At 53.5% G+C, this 14298-nt stretch carries 11 protein-coding genes; 10 read left to right on the forward strand and 1 reads right to left on the reverse strand.

Annotated elements, in window-relative coordinates; all coding sequences use genetic code 11:
* Nucleotides 1-6 precede the first annotated feature (6 nt).
* Genes NFS35_RS03475 through NFS35_RS03485 form a run of 3 tightly spaced genes read left to right on the forward strand, consistent with a single transcriptional unit; the run spans nucleotide 7 to nucleotide 3088 of the window.
* A complete protein-coding gene (locus NFS35_RS03475; protein WP_251205756.1) occupies nucleotides 7-1194 on the forward strand; it encodes a hypothetical protein in 1188 nt (395 codons plus the stop codon).
* Nucleotides 1195-1196: 2 nt separating this feature from the next.
* Nucleotides 1197-2276: a DUF6077 domain-containing protein gene (locus NFS35_RS03480; protein WP_251205757.1), complete on the forward strand. Its 1080-nt coding sequence runs from the start codon at nucleotides 1197-1199 to the stop codon at nucleotides 2274-2276.
* A 29-nt stretch (nucleotides 2277-2305) separates the two neighbouring features.
* Complete coding sequence (locus NFS35_RS03485; RefSeq protein WP_251205758.1) at nucleotides 2306-3088, forward strand: hypothetical protein; 783 nt, start codon at nucleotides 2306-2308, stop codon at nucleotides 3086-3088.
* A 7-nt stretch (nucleotides 3089-3095) separates the two neighbouring features.
* Here NFS35_RS03485 and NFS35_RS03490 read toward each other — a convergent pair whose 3' ends face one another.
* Nucleotides 3096-4283 (reverse strand): SGNH/GDSL hydrolase family protein, encoded by a 1188-nt coding sequence (locus tag NFS35_RS03490; protein ID WP_251205759.1) that lies wholly within the window; start codon nucleotides 4281-4283, stop codon nucleotides 3096-3098.
* 208 nt (nucleotides 4284-4491) lie between these two features.
* Between NFS35_RS03490 and NFS35_RS03495 the strand changes: the two genes are divergently transcribed.
* The 7 genes from NFS35_RS03495 to NFS35_RS03525 all read left to right on the forward strand — a co-directional run bounded on the left by NFS35_RS03495 (nucleotide 4492) and on the right by NFS35_RS03525 (nucleotide 14285).
* Complete coding sequence (locus NFS35_RS03495; RefSeq protein WP_251205760.1) at nucleotides 4492-7215, forward strand: GH25 family lysozyme; 2724 nt, start codon at nucleotides 4492-4494, stop codon at nucleotides 7213-7215.
* 115 nt (nucleotides 7216-7330) lie between these two features.
* Nucleotides 7331-9184: a hypothetical protein gene (locus NFS35_RS03500; RefSeq protein ID WP_251205761.1), complete on the forward strand. Its 1854-nt coding sequence runs from the start codon at nucleotides 7331-7333 to the stop codon at nucleotides 9182-9184.
* 91 nt (nucleotides 9185-9275) lie between these two features.
* Nucleotides 9276-10358: a dTDP-glucose 4,6-dehydratase gene (rfbB, locus tag NFS35_RS03505; RefSeq protein WP_251205762.1), complete on the forward strand. Its 1083-nt coding sequence runs from the start codon at nucleotides 9276-9278 to the stop codon at nucleotides 10356-10358.
* 102 nt (nucleotides 10359-10460) lie between these two features.
* The gene (gene rfbA, locus NFS35_RS03510) at nucleotides 10461-11330 is read left to right on the forward strand and encodes a glucose-1-phosphate thymidylyltransferase RfbA (RefSeq protein ID WP_251205763.1); all 870 of its coding nucleotides are present in this window, start codon (nucleotides 10461-10463) and stop codon (nucleotides 11328-11330) included.
* On the forward strand, nucleotides 11320-12612 hold the full coding sequence (locus NFS35_RS03515; RefSeq protein WP_251205764.1) for a GH25 family lysozyme: 1293 nt from the start codon (nucleotides 11320-11322) through the stop codon (nucleotides 12610-12612). Before rfbA ends, NFS35_RS03515 begins: the two co-directional genes overlap by 11 nt.
* 133 nt (nucleotides 12613-12745) lie before the next feature.
* Complete coding sequence (gene rfbC, locus NFS35_RS03520) at nucleotides 12746-13315, forward strand: dTDP-4-dehydrorhamnose 3,5-epimerase (protein WP_251205765.1); 570 nt, start codon at nucleotides 12746-12748, stop codon at nucleotides 13313-13315.
* Entirely contained in the window at nucleotides 13302-14285 is a 984-nt protein-coding gene (locus NFS35_RS03525; RefSeq protein WP_251205766.1) for an ABC transporter permease, read from the forward strand. Before rfbC ends, NFS35_RS03525 begins: the two co-directional genes overlap by 14 nt.
* Nucleotides 14286-14298 lie beyond the last annotated feature (13 nt).

Consider the following 14298-nt stretch of genomic DNA (forward strand, 5'->3'; position numbering starts at 1 on the left):
GTGGCCATGGAATATGTGAAAAAGACAGCGCCGTATCTGGACATGGTGCTTAGGGGAATGATTTTTATGGGCTTCAGCGTTCAGATTGTGCTGGGGATTTGCTGGATATGCGGTAATTTCGGACAGGTCCAGGGGTTCGGTGAGCCGGACTCCCGGCTGTATGGTGCATTGCTGCGCCTTTTGGGCGAGAAGCCTTGGGCGGCATATTCCCTGCAGCTGGCCGCCGCCTTTTTTGCCGGATATCTTTTTATGCAGAAACTGCAGCCGGCGGCGGGAGGATTTGCCGCCTGGCGGGGGCTGGCGCTTCTGACCTTTCCATTTGCCCTGCAGTGCCATCTTTCCCTCCAGCCATATTCCCTCATGAGCTCGGTTTTTTTGCTGCTTTTGCTGGCGTTGCTGAAACTTTGCAGGAAACAGGCGGCAGCGCTTCTGGCGGCGGCTGTTGCCTGTGCGGCAGTGTTCACGGGTCTGTCCGGCGCTTTTGACGCGGACAGACAGGAAAAGGCGGGATATAGCCTGGAGGGCGCTTTGGCCCGCCGTTTCGCCTGGCCCACGCTCTGGAATGACTTTGGGCGATATGGAGAGGAGCTGGCGGAAATCCTCCAGCCCGTCGCCTGGGATGCCTCTCTTAGCCCGGATGATATGGGGCTTTTGCAGGAGAGGCTGGAGAGCCGGGTGGGAGTGGAGGCCGCAAAGGAATACTATCTGCAGATGGCAAGGACAGGATGGGAATACCATGCAGCCGGAGTGATGCGCCAGATAGGATGGGATGTGCTGGGATATGCGGCGACACCCCTGATTTTTCCCATGCAGATGGAGGGAAAGGGATATGATTCCTGCAGCGGAAGGAATTATGAAGTCATGCGGGAGAGGACGCCGGTGCTCACCAGGGATTATGTGGATTACGGGTGCTGGTGGTTTGGATGGATGCTGGTCCTCTCATTTTTCCTGTGTCTGATTCAGGCCCGTCCGGGAAAGAGCAGGAAGAAAATCGCCATGGCAATAGGAATCTGCTTCATGATTTCGGGAATTCTGATTCTGGGGCTTACCATGCGGGGAGCCGGGAAGATGGACTACAGACAGACGATTGCCGTCAACGCGCTATGGTATATGGCGCCGCTTCTGCTCATGGGCAGAGGGCGGCCGGAGAAGATTGCCGGGTCGAAGAACACATCCGGACAGAAAGGAATATGAGGATGGTGGCGGTTCATTTTTTGATTTTGGTTCTGCTGCTGCTGGCGGTCCCTGCCATTATCGGGGGCCTGTTCGGGCATATGGAAAAATACGGCGGGAATCTGATTTTCCGGTGGATTAGCGGACAGTTTCTGCTGTGGGCCGGGTTCCAGCTGATCTGTGTGCCCTTGATCTTAAGGCAGCAGAGCTTCACCTTTCTGACAGAGCTGTTTGCGGGGTACACGGCTGTACTGACGCTTCTGGCACTGGCGCTGGAGGTAAAACGCAGGAGAAAGGCAGGGACTTTAGTCTTCCGGATGGCCGGGGGAGCGGCAGGCCAAAAACCCGGAGAGAGCGCTGTGCTCTGGGCCCTTTTCGGAGCACTGCTGCTTTTTCAGCTGGTGCAGGCGGTGAGGCTGGCCTATGCGGACACGGACGATGCATATTATGTGGCCGTAGCCTCTGTGGCAGAGAACTCTGATACTATGTATCAGGTGCTTCCCTACACAGGCGGAATCGGCGGAACGGAACTGGACAGCAGGCACGGGCTGGCGCCATTCCCCATCTGGATCGCGTTTCTGGCCAAAGTGTCGGGGGTGCGTACAGTCACAGTGGCGCAGGTGGCGCTGCCGGTAGTTCTGATTGCCATGACATATGGGATTTATTATCTGTTTGCCAGGGAGCTGTTTCCGGAGAGGAGAGGCCAGCAGGCGTTGTTCTTGATTTTTACGGAAATACTGGTTCTGTTCGGAAATTATTCTATTTATACGGTGGAGAATTTCATGATTGCCAGAAGCAGGCAGGGAAAGGCGGCCCTGGGCAATATCGTGATTCCTTTCCTCCTGTTGCTGCTGCTGCTGCTGCTGCATAAGCTTCAGGAAAAGGAGCGGATTTCCGTCCTGCTATATCTGCTTTTTGGAATAGTCATGATGACGGGATGCCTGTGCAGCACTCTGGGAGTGCTGTTGATGTGCATGGCCGTAGGGGTGGCCGGGCTGTTGGGGGCAATCTGCTATAGGCGTCCATGGATACTGCCGCCATTGGCGCTTACCTGTATGCCCTGTGTGGTTTATGCGGCGCTGTACCTGTTCCTGGACTTTTGATGACTGTATTGTAGTAGAGTGGAGGGCTTATGTGGAGTGATGTGGCTGCTCTGTTTCGGGAGTATATGGGTACGGGGCTGATTGTGATATGGTATATTCTGTGCCTTGTCTATCTGTGGATGAATGAGAAGAGGAAACATTTGAGGATTCTGTTCCTTTATATGCCGGTGATTCTGCTGCTTCTGTATTTCAATCCTGTATTCTACAGGCTGGTGTACGCCGTGGTGGAAAGGGAGATTTATTACCGGATTCTGTGGCTGCTTCCCATGACGGTAGTGATTGCGTATACCTGTATCTGTATTTATGGGCGCATGGCTGGGAGCGGGGAGCGCAGAGCGAAGGTTTTCGCTCTGTGCGCGGCGGGAGTCATAATGGTATCCGGAAGCTTTGTCTACAGCAGCCCGTTTTTCTCCCGGGCAGAGAACATTTATCATGTGCCGGATACCGTCGTGGACATCTGCGATGCCATCAATGTGCCGGGGCGGGAGGTCATGGCGGCATTTCCGCTGGAGCTGGTGCAGTATGTGCGCCAGTATTCTCCGGTGACCTGTATGCCTTACGGACGGGAGACTACGGTGGATAGATGGAACTATTATCATCCGCTTCGGGATGAGATGGAGGCAGAGGTCATCGAGATGGAGAAGCTGGTCCCCCTCTCCAGGGAATATCACTGTCATTATGTGATTTTCCGCCCCGACACAAAAGTGCGGGGGAAGCCGGAGGATTATGGCTGGGTGCGGTTCGGAGAGGTGGACGGCTATACAATTTACCGGGATATGGAGGTAGAGCTAATCATTCCGGATCTGGGCTGACACCCATTCAGTCCTGCGCCGGGGGGCTTGAGTTCCGGCTGGCCTCATTATAGTAGTTGAGCGCATAGGCAAAGCGTTCAGCTACTTTTTTTCTGCCCTCCGGGTTCAGATGTATGTTGTCGCTCAGGTATTTCTCTGCATTGTCTTCGGTGATGGTGTTGTATATGTTGTCAACGAAAGTGACGCTTCTTGACACGCAGGAGGCGTACTGCAGGATGGCATAGGTGCTCAGGACATCCTGGCCGCCGTACCGTTTCATGTCGCTGCTGATATAATCGCCGTTATCGTCAATGGCATAGGCATAGGTAGGAGACATGACGATGAGGCGGACATTTGAATAATAAAACTGCAGATATTCGATGACTGCTTCTGTGCCTCCCGTAAAAGTCGTGATGTCAGTGGCATCCGCGGGATTGATCATGACATGACCGGCCAGATAGTCGCTGGCGTCATACATGAGGACTATGGCGTCTACCTCTTCCAGACGGATGGACTGCAGTGTATCGTAGACCTCCTTTGCCTCCGGAGGGGCATCATCTCCCAGTATCTCCAGCGCTTTCAGGTAATCGTCACAGGCAGACTGATTGTGGGCAGCCACCTGGCACAGCCAGTATGGGTGGAAAATGTCCTGAGGAGCCGTTTCCATATCCCGTTCGGTCCGCAGCGCGGCCAGATAGCTTCCGCTGATGGAACAGTTGTAGATGGTGGCGCCGGTCTCCTGCCGCATGAGATTCACGAGATTGTCCTCTGAGTTCCTGTCGTCCGCAAAAGGGGCGTTTCCGAAAGCAAGAATCGTGGAACCCTCACTAAAGTCCATGTATACAGGATTGTTGGACTTGTCCAACAGGGGCAGAATCGTATCATAGGTGTCGTTATATTCGCCGGGGCCGTCCGCAAAAATTTCATCCAGATCGATGTGCACGCCAAAAGTCGCGATTTTGTATATGATGCCTGCCACAAAGAGCAGGAACACTGCCAGCAGGACAATGTGGATATTGATATGGGAGAAGACGCCCTGGTTTCCCCTCGGCTTCCTTTCTGCGGATTCCGGGGATTCGTCTGGCAGGAGGGAGTCCCCGGATTCATCTGAACCCATAGCTCCCAAGTCATCTTCCTGATCTAAGTCTATGATATCCAGATCGGGTATTTTATGGAATTGTTTCGATGTGTCAGGGGAAAGGTGCTGATTCTTCATATATTTTCTCCATTTCTTGCTTTGCACTCCATTTTACTATTATGAGAGAGGAAAGTCCACATTATTAATGGTACTTTAAAACTTTTTAAAAGATTTTAAGATTTTAAGAAATTATGAAGAAATGGGATTGTCACTTGAAGAAGCCGGGAAAGAATGCTATACTATTACGGAATTATTACGTTTTCGTTTCAGAAAGGATAATGTTCAGATGAAAAAGTTGTTCGGCTCTTCTGATAAAAGAACCTGGAATCAGGAAGAATATGATGGGCGCGATTATGACTGGGACAGCGCAGAGGAGGACTTTGCGGACGACTCCATGGAAGAGGAGGCGTATTTTTACGAGGAAGAGGAAGCGATAGAAAGGGATGGCGGCTGGACGGAGGACGCCATGGAAGAAGACGCATATCATTATGAAGAAGATGACTATGAAGCAGGGGATGACTTATACGGGGAAGAGGAACTGGCCGTTGCCCATGACACGGAGTACCGGGAGCCGCCCTTAAAAAGGAGACAGCCGGCAAGTTTCCTCGTCAAGATAGGAAACTATCTCCGCCATATGGACACCATGGACAAAGTGATGATCGGCACAGGAGCGGCGGTATTGATACTGGCAATCGTCACGGGCTGTGTCTATATCGGCGCGAAGGCCGTGGACAGGCAGGTGGCGGATTTTGCGGATGTAGGCACACAGCTGGACGGTATAGCGATGATTGGTGAGGACGGACTGCTGGCCATAGCGGATGCGCAGAAAGCAAAGCTTGCGGCGTCTGCCATAGTGGACGGGGCAGACGGCGAGCCGAAGAAAGGCTATGATGAAAGCGGCTATGAAAGGCAGGTATCCGTGCAGCCAGGCTTCACTTCCATCCAGAAGGATCTGAAGATTAAATTCATCAATAAGAAGACAGAAAAGCTGGTGCCCAATGTGCCGTTTTCGGTGACGATTACCGATCCCGACGGCAAGACAGGCATCTGGTCCGATGACGACATGGACGGTATCATCTATAAAAAGGACATCAAGCCCGGGACATATAAGGTGTCGATGGAAGCTTTAACGGATGAAAAGTATGCCGATTATATCCTTTTCATGGACTCTCAGTCCGTGGAAGTCAGGAAAGAAATAGACTACAAAAAAGTAGACGTATCCAATGAGGTCAAGCAGGAGAGCGAGATAGACGCCAGCAAGGAGGATACCAAAAAGAACGATACAGTGGTGGAATCCAGTCTGCAGGATACGGTGGCCTGGGTGGAGAGCAAGACGATTACCACAGCTTATGATAAGGTGGATAAGAGCACGATACCGGATCCTATGGCTTTGGCGGTTGAAAAGCGGTTCCTGCGCATGAGCGAGAATACAGGCCAGCCTACGCCGGCACCTACAGATGAGCCGACACCGGAACCGGAGACCACGCCGACTCCCGCACCGGAGACACCGACTCCCGCGCCGACTCCTGCGCCTACGCCGGAACCGACACCAGAACCTACGCCGGAACCGACTCCGGTTCCTACGCCCACGCCGGCTCCGGCGCGCGTGAGCGTGACAGTGAATCAGGCGTCGCTGACCGGGACAGTGGGGGGTACATTTGCTGCCATTGCCACAGCATCCGGTTCTCAGGAAGGCGGCACAATAGATTATATGATCAGTTCGGACAATGCCTCGGTGGCCACGGCTGCGATAGATGCCAGAGGCAATATCACGGTACAGGGAAAGGCGGCTGGCACGGCCAATCTGACCGTGACGGCCAATTATAAGAACGGCGGCGCCGACACCGCAGGCACCGCGGTGATAGCTGTGACGGTAAAGGGCAGCTTGGCCATGCGGCTGGATAAGAATGCCATGACAGTGTACACCCAGAGCTCTGCGAATATCACTGCAGAGGTAGTCAATGCTACTTCAGAGATTAATGTGACTGCCACATCCTCCGATGCGGGGAAAGCCACTGTCAGCGCCCGGGGCAATGTGGTCACAGTGAATGGCATTGCGGCGGGCAGCACTACCATCACCATAAGCTACACGGAAGGGATGGAGGTGGTCACTGCTGCCTGCACCGTCACCGTGAAGAAGAATCCCAGAGAGGATACCGGCACGCTGCTGAAAGATGCAGGCGGCAGGCAGATTTATGTGCTGGAGAACAACAATTACCGGGAGGCCACCAATGCCGATTATTATACGGCGGGCGCTTTCTATGTGAAATCGGCGGATGCCAGATACACAGGCTGGCAGACCATTGACGGAAAGGTATACTACTTTACGGCAGACGGCAAAAAGGTCACCGGAGAGCAGGTCATTCAGGGAGCGAAATATAATTTTGCCAGCGATGGTTCTCTGGTTGCAGGCAGCGGTACTGTAGGCATCGATGTGTCGAAGTGGAATGGCAGGATTGAGTGGAGCGCAGTGAGGAATTCAGGTATCTCCTATGTCATCATACGCTGTGGCTACAGGGGCTCCTCGGAGGGTAAGCTGATTGCAGATCCCAGATTTGAGGAGAATATTCAGGGGGCTATAGCTGCCGGACTGAAAGTAGGTGTCTATTTCTACTCACAGGCCACTGATGAAATCGAAGCGGTGGAGGAAGCCTCCATGGTGCTGGACCAAATCAAAAATTATAAGATTTCCTACCCGGTATTTTTGGACGTGGAGTCCAGCGGCGGCCGTGGCGACAGGATTGACAAGGCTGCCAGAACCGCCGTCTGCAAGGCATTCTGCCAGACTGTCCAGAATGCCGGTTACACAGCGGGAGTCTACTCGAATAAGTACTGGCTGGAGACTCAGATAGATGCGGCGGCCCTGAGTGCTTACAAGATATGGATGGCCCAGTATGCAGCCGCTCCTACCTATAAGGGCAGATATGACATGTGGCAGTACAGATCCACCGGCAGTGTCAGCGGTATCAGCGGTAATGTGGATATGAATATCAGCTACCTTGGCTATTAAAGGATTCACAAAAAGGATGGCTGCAGCAGTCATCCTTTTTGTGCACGGGCCCGTGCAGGGTAAATTTGAGGGCAGTCTGATTTACTGTCGGAGATGAAGGAGAGCATACAGGAAGATGCAGGCTTTGATTTTCGGGCTGATGGTGCCCGTCGTACCTATATTGGTTCGGAAATTGTACAAAAAAGAAGAAAACCTGACAGCGCTGCAGGCGGTGGGGCGGTATATGGTCTATGCCCTGCTGTCGATACTGCTCACCAGCATTGTCATGGTGGCCATGTGCGATGAAGGCATTTCTGTTCTGGAAAAGATGGAGCGGTCTCCCGTGTTCACGCTGAAGTACATTTTCCTCGAGGCCGTGGCCGCAGGGCTGATTGCCGCGGCGGAGTGGCTGTATAGTGCGGGGAAAGTGAAAGTGACGGTAGAGTGGGACGGGTATCGCAACCTGGCGCCGGCAAGGTTTAGCAGGAAAATCCTGTTTCCCATAGGACTGTATGCGCTGGCTGTGCTGGTAGTCAGCCTGAATTTCGGATTGATGTTCGACAATGTGGTATGGGGCGATGAGGCCTATACCTGTAACGCGATACGCGGCAGCTGGGGCGAGCTTTTCTGGATTCTGACAGAAGAGGAGAACCATCCGCCTCTGCATTTCGTATGGATGAAACTATTTGCGGAGCTGTTCGGCTATACGGTCCCGGTATATCATTTTGCCTCCTTTGTACCTTTTTGCATGGGAATCATAGGGGCGGTCACTTTGCTGAGGAAACGGTATGGAAATCTGCCGGCGGCCTTTTTTGTGATGATATCCGGCCTGGCGGCACCCTGTCTGGAATACAATATGGAAATCCGGATGTATGCGCTGGCATTTTTAGGTCTGGCTGGGTGTTACTATTGCGTGTCCCGGATTTTGAGCGGCAGCAGGGCAGCGGGATGGATCGGGATGGTTTTCTGGGCAAGCGTCGCGGCCTATTCCCACTACTATGCGCTGGTTGCGGCCGGTATCATGATGTTCATGGCAAGCGCCATCGCTTATCTGCGGTACCGGGGCAGGGTGTGGATAAAGGGACTGGCATCGATGCTGGCATTTCTCGCCATCTATGCTCCCTGGCTGAGCCAGCTGCTCCGCGCCACGGGAAACGTCAGCCGCAACTGGTGGATGACGGAAATCGAAAGCATCGGTACCAGCCTTGATATGATAGGCTGCGGGGCCGGGATGAGCAGTATTGTCCTTGCGCTGCTGTTCATAATGGCTGCGGCGTTATTCCTGACAGAATCCTCGCTGTTTCACACAGAGAAGAGGGAGGACAGGTTTTTTGTCAATGTGACAGTGCCGTCGACCGGGAAATGGTCCGATGAGACATGGACATTTGCTGTGGGTTTGCTGACCATAGCAGGCACATTGGTTTTCGCATATGGCCTCAGCATTGCAGTACGCCCGCTCCTGACAAGCAGATATCTGTATCCGCTCTGTGCGGTCTCTGCCATAATGTTGGCTGCGGGGTCAAAACGTATCCTTGAATTACTCAAAAGAATGGAAGGGCATTTCCATAAGAGCGGATTTGCCGGCGCGGGAAAATGTGTGCTGATGCTGGCCCTGGTAGTTTTGTTCGCCAGAGGCATCGGCAATTATGGGAGCTACAAAGCAGTCGTGGACAGTGAGGATGAGAGGACAGGGGAGGTTCTGTACTATCTCGGGGAACCTGCAGAAGACACCCAGTTCGTGAGTAATGGAATCCAGCATATCGGATGGACGGTGCTTTCCCATTATTTCAGAGATACGGAAGTGGTAAATGGCAATTATACGCAGGCCACATCGGATGATGTGTGGTATTTTACGCCGGATTTTCTGGATGCGAATGAGATTGAGGCAGTGTCCGGTATGGGATATAATATTACAGCAAATTATGGAAATCAGCAGCTGGGCAAATATCAGTTCGTGCTCTACCACTTTGAGAGACAGGCACAGGAATAAGAATGTATTCCGTCTGATTTTGCCATACTAAGGAAGCGGCTGTTTTCCGACAATTCCTAATAATAGTTTACCTCACAGAAAGGAGAAAAAAATGCGTACTTATCTTGTGACAGGAGGCGCCGGTTTCATCGGCTCCAACTATATCCACTACATGTTCCGGAAATACGGGAACGAAATCCGCATCATCAATGTAGACCTTCTGACCTACGCAGGCAATCTGGAGAACCTGAAAGACCTGGAGGACAAGCCGAACTATACTTTTGTAAAGGCAGATATCTGCGACAAGGAAGCAATCTCCCGGATATTCGGGGAGAACGACATAGACCGGGTGGTGCATTTCGCGGCGGAGAGCCATGTGGACAGAAGCATCCGCAATCCGGAGGTGTTCGTGCGGACCAATGTGCTGGGAACGGCAGTGATGCTTAACTGCGCCAAGGCGGCCTGGGAGCTGCCGGACGGAGGCTTCAGGCCCGACAAGAAATTCCTGCATGTATCCACGGACGAGGTGTACGGCTCCCTGCCGGATGATGAGAACGCGTTTTTCTATGAGACCACGCCCTACGATCCCCACAGCCCCTATTCCGCCAGCAAGGCGGGATCGGACCTGCTGGTGAAGTCCTACATGGACACCTACCATTTCCCGGCCAACATCACCAACTGCTCCAACAATTACGGCCCCTATCAGTTCCCGGAGAAGCTGATTCCCCTGATTATCAACAATGCGCTTCAGGGCAAGAAGCTCCCGGTGTACGGAGACGGCAAAAATGTCAGGGACTGGCTCTATGTGGAGGATCACGCCAAGGCCATCGATATGGTGCAGGAGCAGGGCGAGATTTTCGAGACCTATAACATAGGCGGCCACAATGAGAAACAGAATATCGAAATCATCCACATCATCATAGAGACCCTCCGGGAGATGCTGCCGGACGACGACCCCAGAAAGGCGCATGTGACCACGGATCTGATTACCTATGTGGAGGACCGCAAGGGACATGACCGCAGATACGCCATCGCGCCGGATAAGATTAAATCCGCCATAGGCTGGTATCCTGAGACCATGTTCAGGGAGGGCATCCGCAAGACCATCCAGTGGTTCTTCGAACATGAGGAGTGGATGAAGAATGTGACCAGCGGCGATTACCAGAAATACTACGCCGACATGTACGGAAAATAAGGAGTTGTTCGGAAATGATTTGAACAATTCCCGGGAAAAATGGGGACGAATCACATCGTTCCCATTTAGCGCGTTTTATATACGCAGAGAACGGAGGTTTTTATGAGAGGAATCATATTGGCAGGCGGATCCGGCACCAGGCTGTATCCTCTGACGAAAGCGGTTTCCAAGCAGATTATGCCGGTGTACGATAAACCGATGATTTATTATCCGATGTCCACGCTGATGCTTGCGGGCATCCGGGAGATCCTGATCATCTCCACCCCCAGGGATCTGCCGGTGTTCCGGGAGCTTCTGGGCGACGGACATCAGCTCGGCATGGAGCTGTCCTATGCCGTGCAGGAGCATCCGAACGGCCTGGCGGAAAGCTTCCTGATAGGGGCGGACTTCATAGACGGCGACAGGGTGGCGCTGGTGCTGGGGGACAATATCTTTTACGGACAGAGCTTTTCCAGGGTCCTGAGGGAAGTGGCCGCAAGGGAAAAGGGGGCCACCATTTTCGGCTATTATGTCCGCGACCCCAGAGAGTACGGAGTGGTGGAGTTCGACGAGAGCGGCAAGGCGCTTTCCATCGAGGAGAAGCCGGAGAACCCCAAGAGCAATTATGCGGTGCCGGGTCTGTATTTTTATGACGAAGATGTAGTGGAAATCGCGAGGAACGTGAAGCCTTCCCGCAGAGGGGAGCTGGAGATCACCAGCGTCAACAACGAATATCTGCGGAGGGGAACCCTCCGGGTGGAGACTTTGGGCCGTGGTTTTGCCTGGCTGGACACCGGGAACCATGACTCGCTTTTGGACGCGGCGGATTTCGTGGCGGCTTTCCAGAAGCGCCAGGGTCTTTATATCTCCTGCATCGAAGAAATTGCTTACAAGAGGGGCTTTATCGACAAGGATCAGCTGCTTGCGCTGGCGGAGCCCCTTATGAAGACCAATTACGGAAAATATCTGGTAGAGGTAGCAAATGGACTCTAAAATACGCAGAATGGCGATTCTGGCCTCTCTGGGAATGATTCTGCTGGTGTCGCTGCTGGTGCTGTACACCAATGGGGGCATGGGAGGCGGCGGGACGCCGGCAAAGACTCCGCAGCCGCAGACCAAAGATACAGAAGAGGGCCAGGGCGGCCAGGGGAATGCGGGCAGCAACGGCGTGGTGAACGGACAGATTGGGGACGATTTGTCCGCGTTTCTGCGGGACGACACCTTTTTTGACCCGGAGAAGAACCCCGTGCTGGAGGCGGCTAAGGACAATGCCGCCAGGCTGTCCATGGTAGTGACTTCCGTGGAGAAAGACCTGCGCATTCAGATTGTGGACATGCAGGGGGAACTGGTCACCGGGGAGAGCTTTCTGGTAAAGCTGGAGGGACTGGGAGAGTACAAGGACCTGGACAAGGACGGCATCATTTATGTCGGAGATTTGCCGGCCGGGGAGTACCGTGTGGAGCTGTTGCCCCTGGAGGGGTACCGGATGCCGGCCAACGAGACGAAAGTGCGGGTCAAGGATAAGGTGGAGTATGTGGCGATTGACGATATCTCCCTGCTGATTCTGACTGAGGCGGACATTGATGTGGCCGCGGAGGATACCGCCGTGGCGGACGCCGTGGCGGACGCGGACAAGACAGAGATACAGCAGCTTCAGAAGACCACGGGAGGTTCCAGAGTGGGCATAGACGTGTCCAAATGGAACGGCAATATCGACTGGGACAGGGTAAAGAACGCGGGCGTGGAATTTGCCATCATCCGCGCGGGCTACCGGGGATCCGTGACAGGCAGCCTGGTGGAGGATTCCTGCTTCACCGCCAATATGCGGGGCGCCGCCGCCAGCGGCGTCCCTGTGGGGGTGTATTTCTTCACCCAGGCGGTGAACGAGGTGGAGGCCGTGGAGGAGGCTTCCGCCGTGCTTGAGCTGATTCGGGAGTATGATCTGGATTATCCTGTGTTTATCGACACCGAGGGCGCGGGAGGGAACGGACGGGCGGACAATCTGGACGTGGACACCAGGACGCTGGTGTGCGAGGCGTTCTGCCGCACCATCGCCAATGCGGGATACACGGCGGGAGTCTACGCCAGCCGCAACTGGTACAACAACAATCTGCATGTGGAGAATCTGGAGAATTACTGCATCTGGCTGGCAGAGTACCGGCACGCGCCGCTCTACCAGGGATTCTACCATATGTGGCAGTACACCTCCAAGGGGGCCATAGACGGAATCGAGGGAAATGTGGACATGAATATCAGTTATCTTCAGATACAGTAAATCATACTGCTTGACAGTTAAAGTTTGCGAGTAACCTGACTACATGACGCCGGCCATATACGTTTAACCAATGCAGTATGGTAAATTCTGGTGTTATGTAGTATCAAAGGGAAAAGAGAAGGAGGGGCCTGCGATGGGCAAGATTCAGGTAGAGACATGTGGGATAGAGGGGCTTAAGGTCATTACACCTGCGGTATACGGCGATGAGAGAGGGTATTTTTACGAATCCTATCATTACGAGGCATATAAGGAGGCGGGTATCCCTGAGGTGTTCGTACAGGATAACCAGTCTTCCGGAAGAAGAGGCGTCCTGAGAGGCCTGCATTTCCAGAAAGAGTTTGCCCAGGACAAGCTGGTACGTGCCATCCGGGGCGAGGTGTTCGACGTGGCGGTGGATCTGCGGGATGGTTCGCCTACTTTCGGCAAGTGGCATGGCGTCCTGCTTTCGGAGGAGAATAAGAAGCAGTTTTTCGTGCCGAAGAACTTTGCCCACGGCTATCTGGTGCTGTCGGATTATGCGGAATTCTGCTATAAATGCACGGATTTCTACCATCCCGGCGATGAGGGGGGGATTGTGTACGACGATCCTGCCATCGGTATCGAGTGGCCGATTCCGGAGGGGATGGAGCTGATTATGGTGGATCGGGACCGAAACTGGGGCGGTCTGGAAGATTATAAGAGGCAGGCCCATGAAGATAAGTAAAAAAACGGGGATTTTCTTGTTTTCCCTGGCGGGGCTCCTAATGGCCCTGACCATCATCATCCATCAGAATCCCGGGCCCAGCGCCAATCCCCGGGAGGAGCTGCTGAAAAAGATTCTCTCCTGCGGGATAATCGTGCTGGCCTGCCTGGTCTTCGCGAAATGGTATGAAAAGTTCACCACCATCCCGGTAGAGCTGTACCAGAGCAGGCATCTGATTTGGAAGCTGGCAAAGAATGATTTCAAGAAGCGTTACGCGGGCTCCTATATGGGGGCGGCGTGGGCCCTGGCCCAGCCTGTGGTGACTGTGGTGATGTACTACATTGTCTTTGACAAGCTTATGGGCGGCGCCGGCCGGGGCGTGGAGGATGCGCCCTTTGTGCTCTTCCTGACAGCCGGGCTGGTGCCCTGGTTCTATTTCAACGAGGCCCTGAACAACGGCACCAATGCCCTGCGGGAATACGATTATCTGGTGAAAAAGGTGGTATTCAAAATCAGCATCCTGCCCATCATCAAGATTATCGCCGCCTCTTTCATCCATGTGTTTTTCGTGGCGGTGCTGCTGATCGTGGCGGCGCTTTACGGCTATTATCCTACGATTTATACCATCCAGATTCTGTATTACAGCATCTGCCTGTTTGTGTTCGTGCTGGCACTGTGCTATACCACCTGTTCCATCGTGGTCTTTTTCAAGGATCTGACCCAGATCATCAATATCGTCCTGCAGATCGGAATCTGGGCCACGCCCATCCTGTGGAATCTGGATGCCGCGCCGAAGAAATGGGTGATGGTCCTGAAGCTGAATCCTTTGGTGTATATCGTCAACGGTTTCCGCAGCGCCATCTACCGGCAGGAATGGTTTTTTGAGGACTTTTTTTCCACTATGTATTTCTGGATTGTGACAGTGGTGCTGTTCGGAATAGGAGTGGCCGTCTTCAAACGTCTGAAGAACCATTTCGCGGATGTACTGTAAGGAGACTACAAAT

Source organism: Acetatifactor aquisgranensis (assembly GCF_943193215.1).
In the GTDB taxonomy this organism is placed as follows: Bacteria; Bacillota; Clostridia; order Lachnospirales; family Lachnospiraceae; genus Acetatifactor; species Acetatifactor aquisgranensis.

Bases quoted from the DNA above. Each gene is read 5' to 3' on its own strand.
- NFS35_RS03475 (WP_251205756.1), top strand. From the start codon at position 7: ATGGAATATGTGAAAAAGACAGCGCCGTATCTGGACATGGTGCTTAGG.
- NFS35_RS03480 (WP_251205757.1), top strand. From the start codon at position 1,197: ATGGTGGCGGTTCATTTTTTGATTTTGGTTCTGCTGCTGCTGGCGGTC.
- NFS35_RS03485 (WP_251205758.1), top strand. From the start codon at position 2,306: ATGTGGAGTGATGTGGCTGCTCTGTTTCGGGAGTATATGGGTACGGGG.
- NFS35_RS03490 (WP_251205759.1), bottom strand. From the start codon at position 4,283: ATGAAGAATCAGCACCTTTCCCCTGACACATCGAAACAATTCCATAAA.
- NFS35_RS03495 (WP_251205760.1), top strand. From the start codon at position 4,492: ATGAAAAAGTTGTTCGGCTCTTCTGATAAAAGAACCTGGAATCAGGAA.
- NFS35_RS03500 (WP_251205761.1), top strand. From the start codon at position 7,331: ATGCAGGCTTTGATTTTCGGGCTGATGGTGCCCGTCGTACCTATATTG.
- rfbB (WP_251205762.1), top strand. From the start codon at position 9,276: ATGCGTACTTATCTTGTGACAGGAGGCGCCGGTTTCATCGGCTCCAAC.
- rfbA (WP_251205763.1), top strand. From the start codon at position 10,461: ATGAGAGGAATCATATTGGCAGGCGGATCCGGCACCAGGCTGTATCCT.
- NFS35_RS03515 (WP_251205764.1), top strand. From the start codon at position 11,320: ATGGACTCTAAAATACGCAGAATGGCGATTCTGGCCTCTCTGGGAATG.
- rfbC (WP_251205765.1), top strand. From the start codon at position 12,746: ATGGGCAAGATTCAGGTAGAGACATGTGGGATAGAGGGGCTTAAGGTC.
- NFS35_RS03525 (WP_251205766.1), top strand. From the start codon at position 13,302: ATGAAGATAAGTAAAAAAACGGGGATTTTCTTGTTTTCCCTGGCGGGG.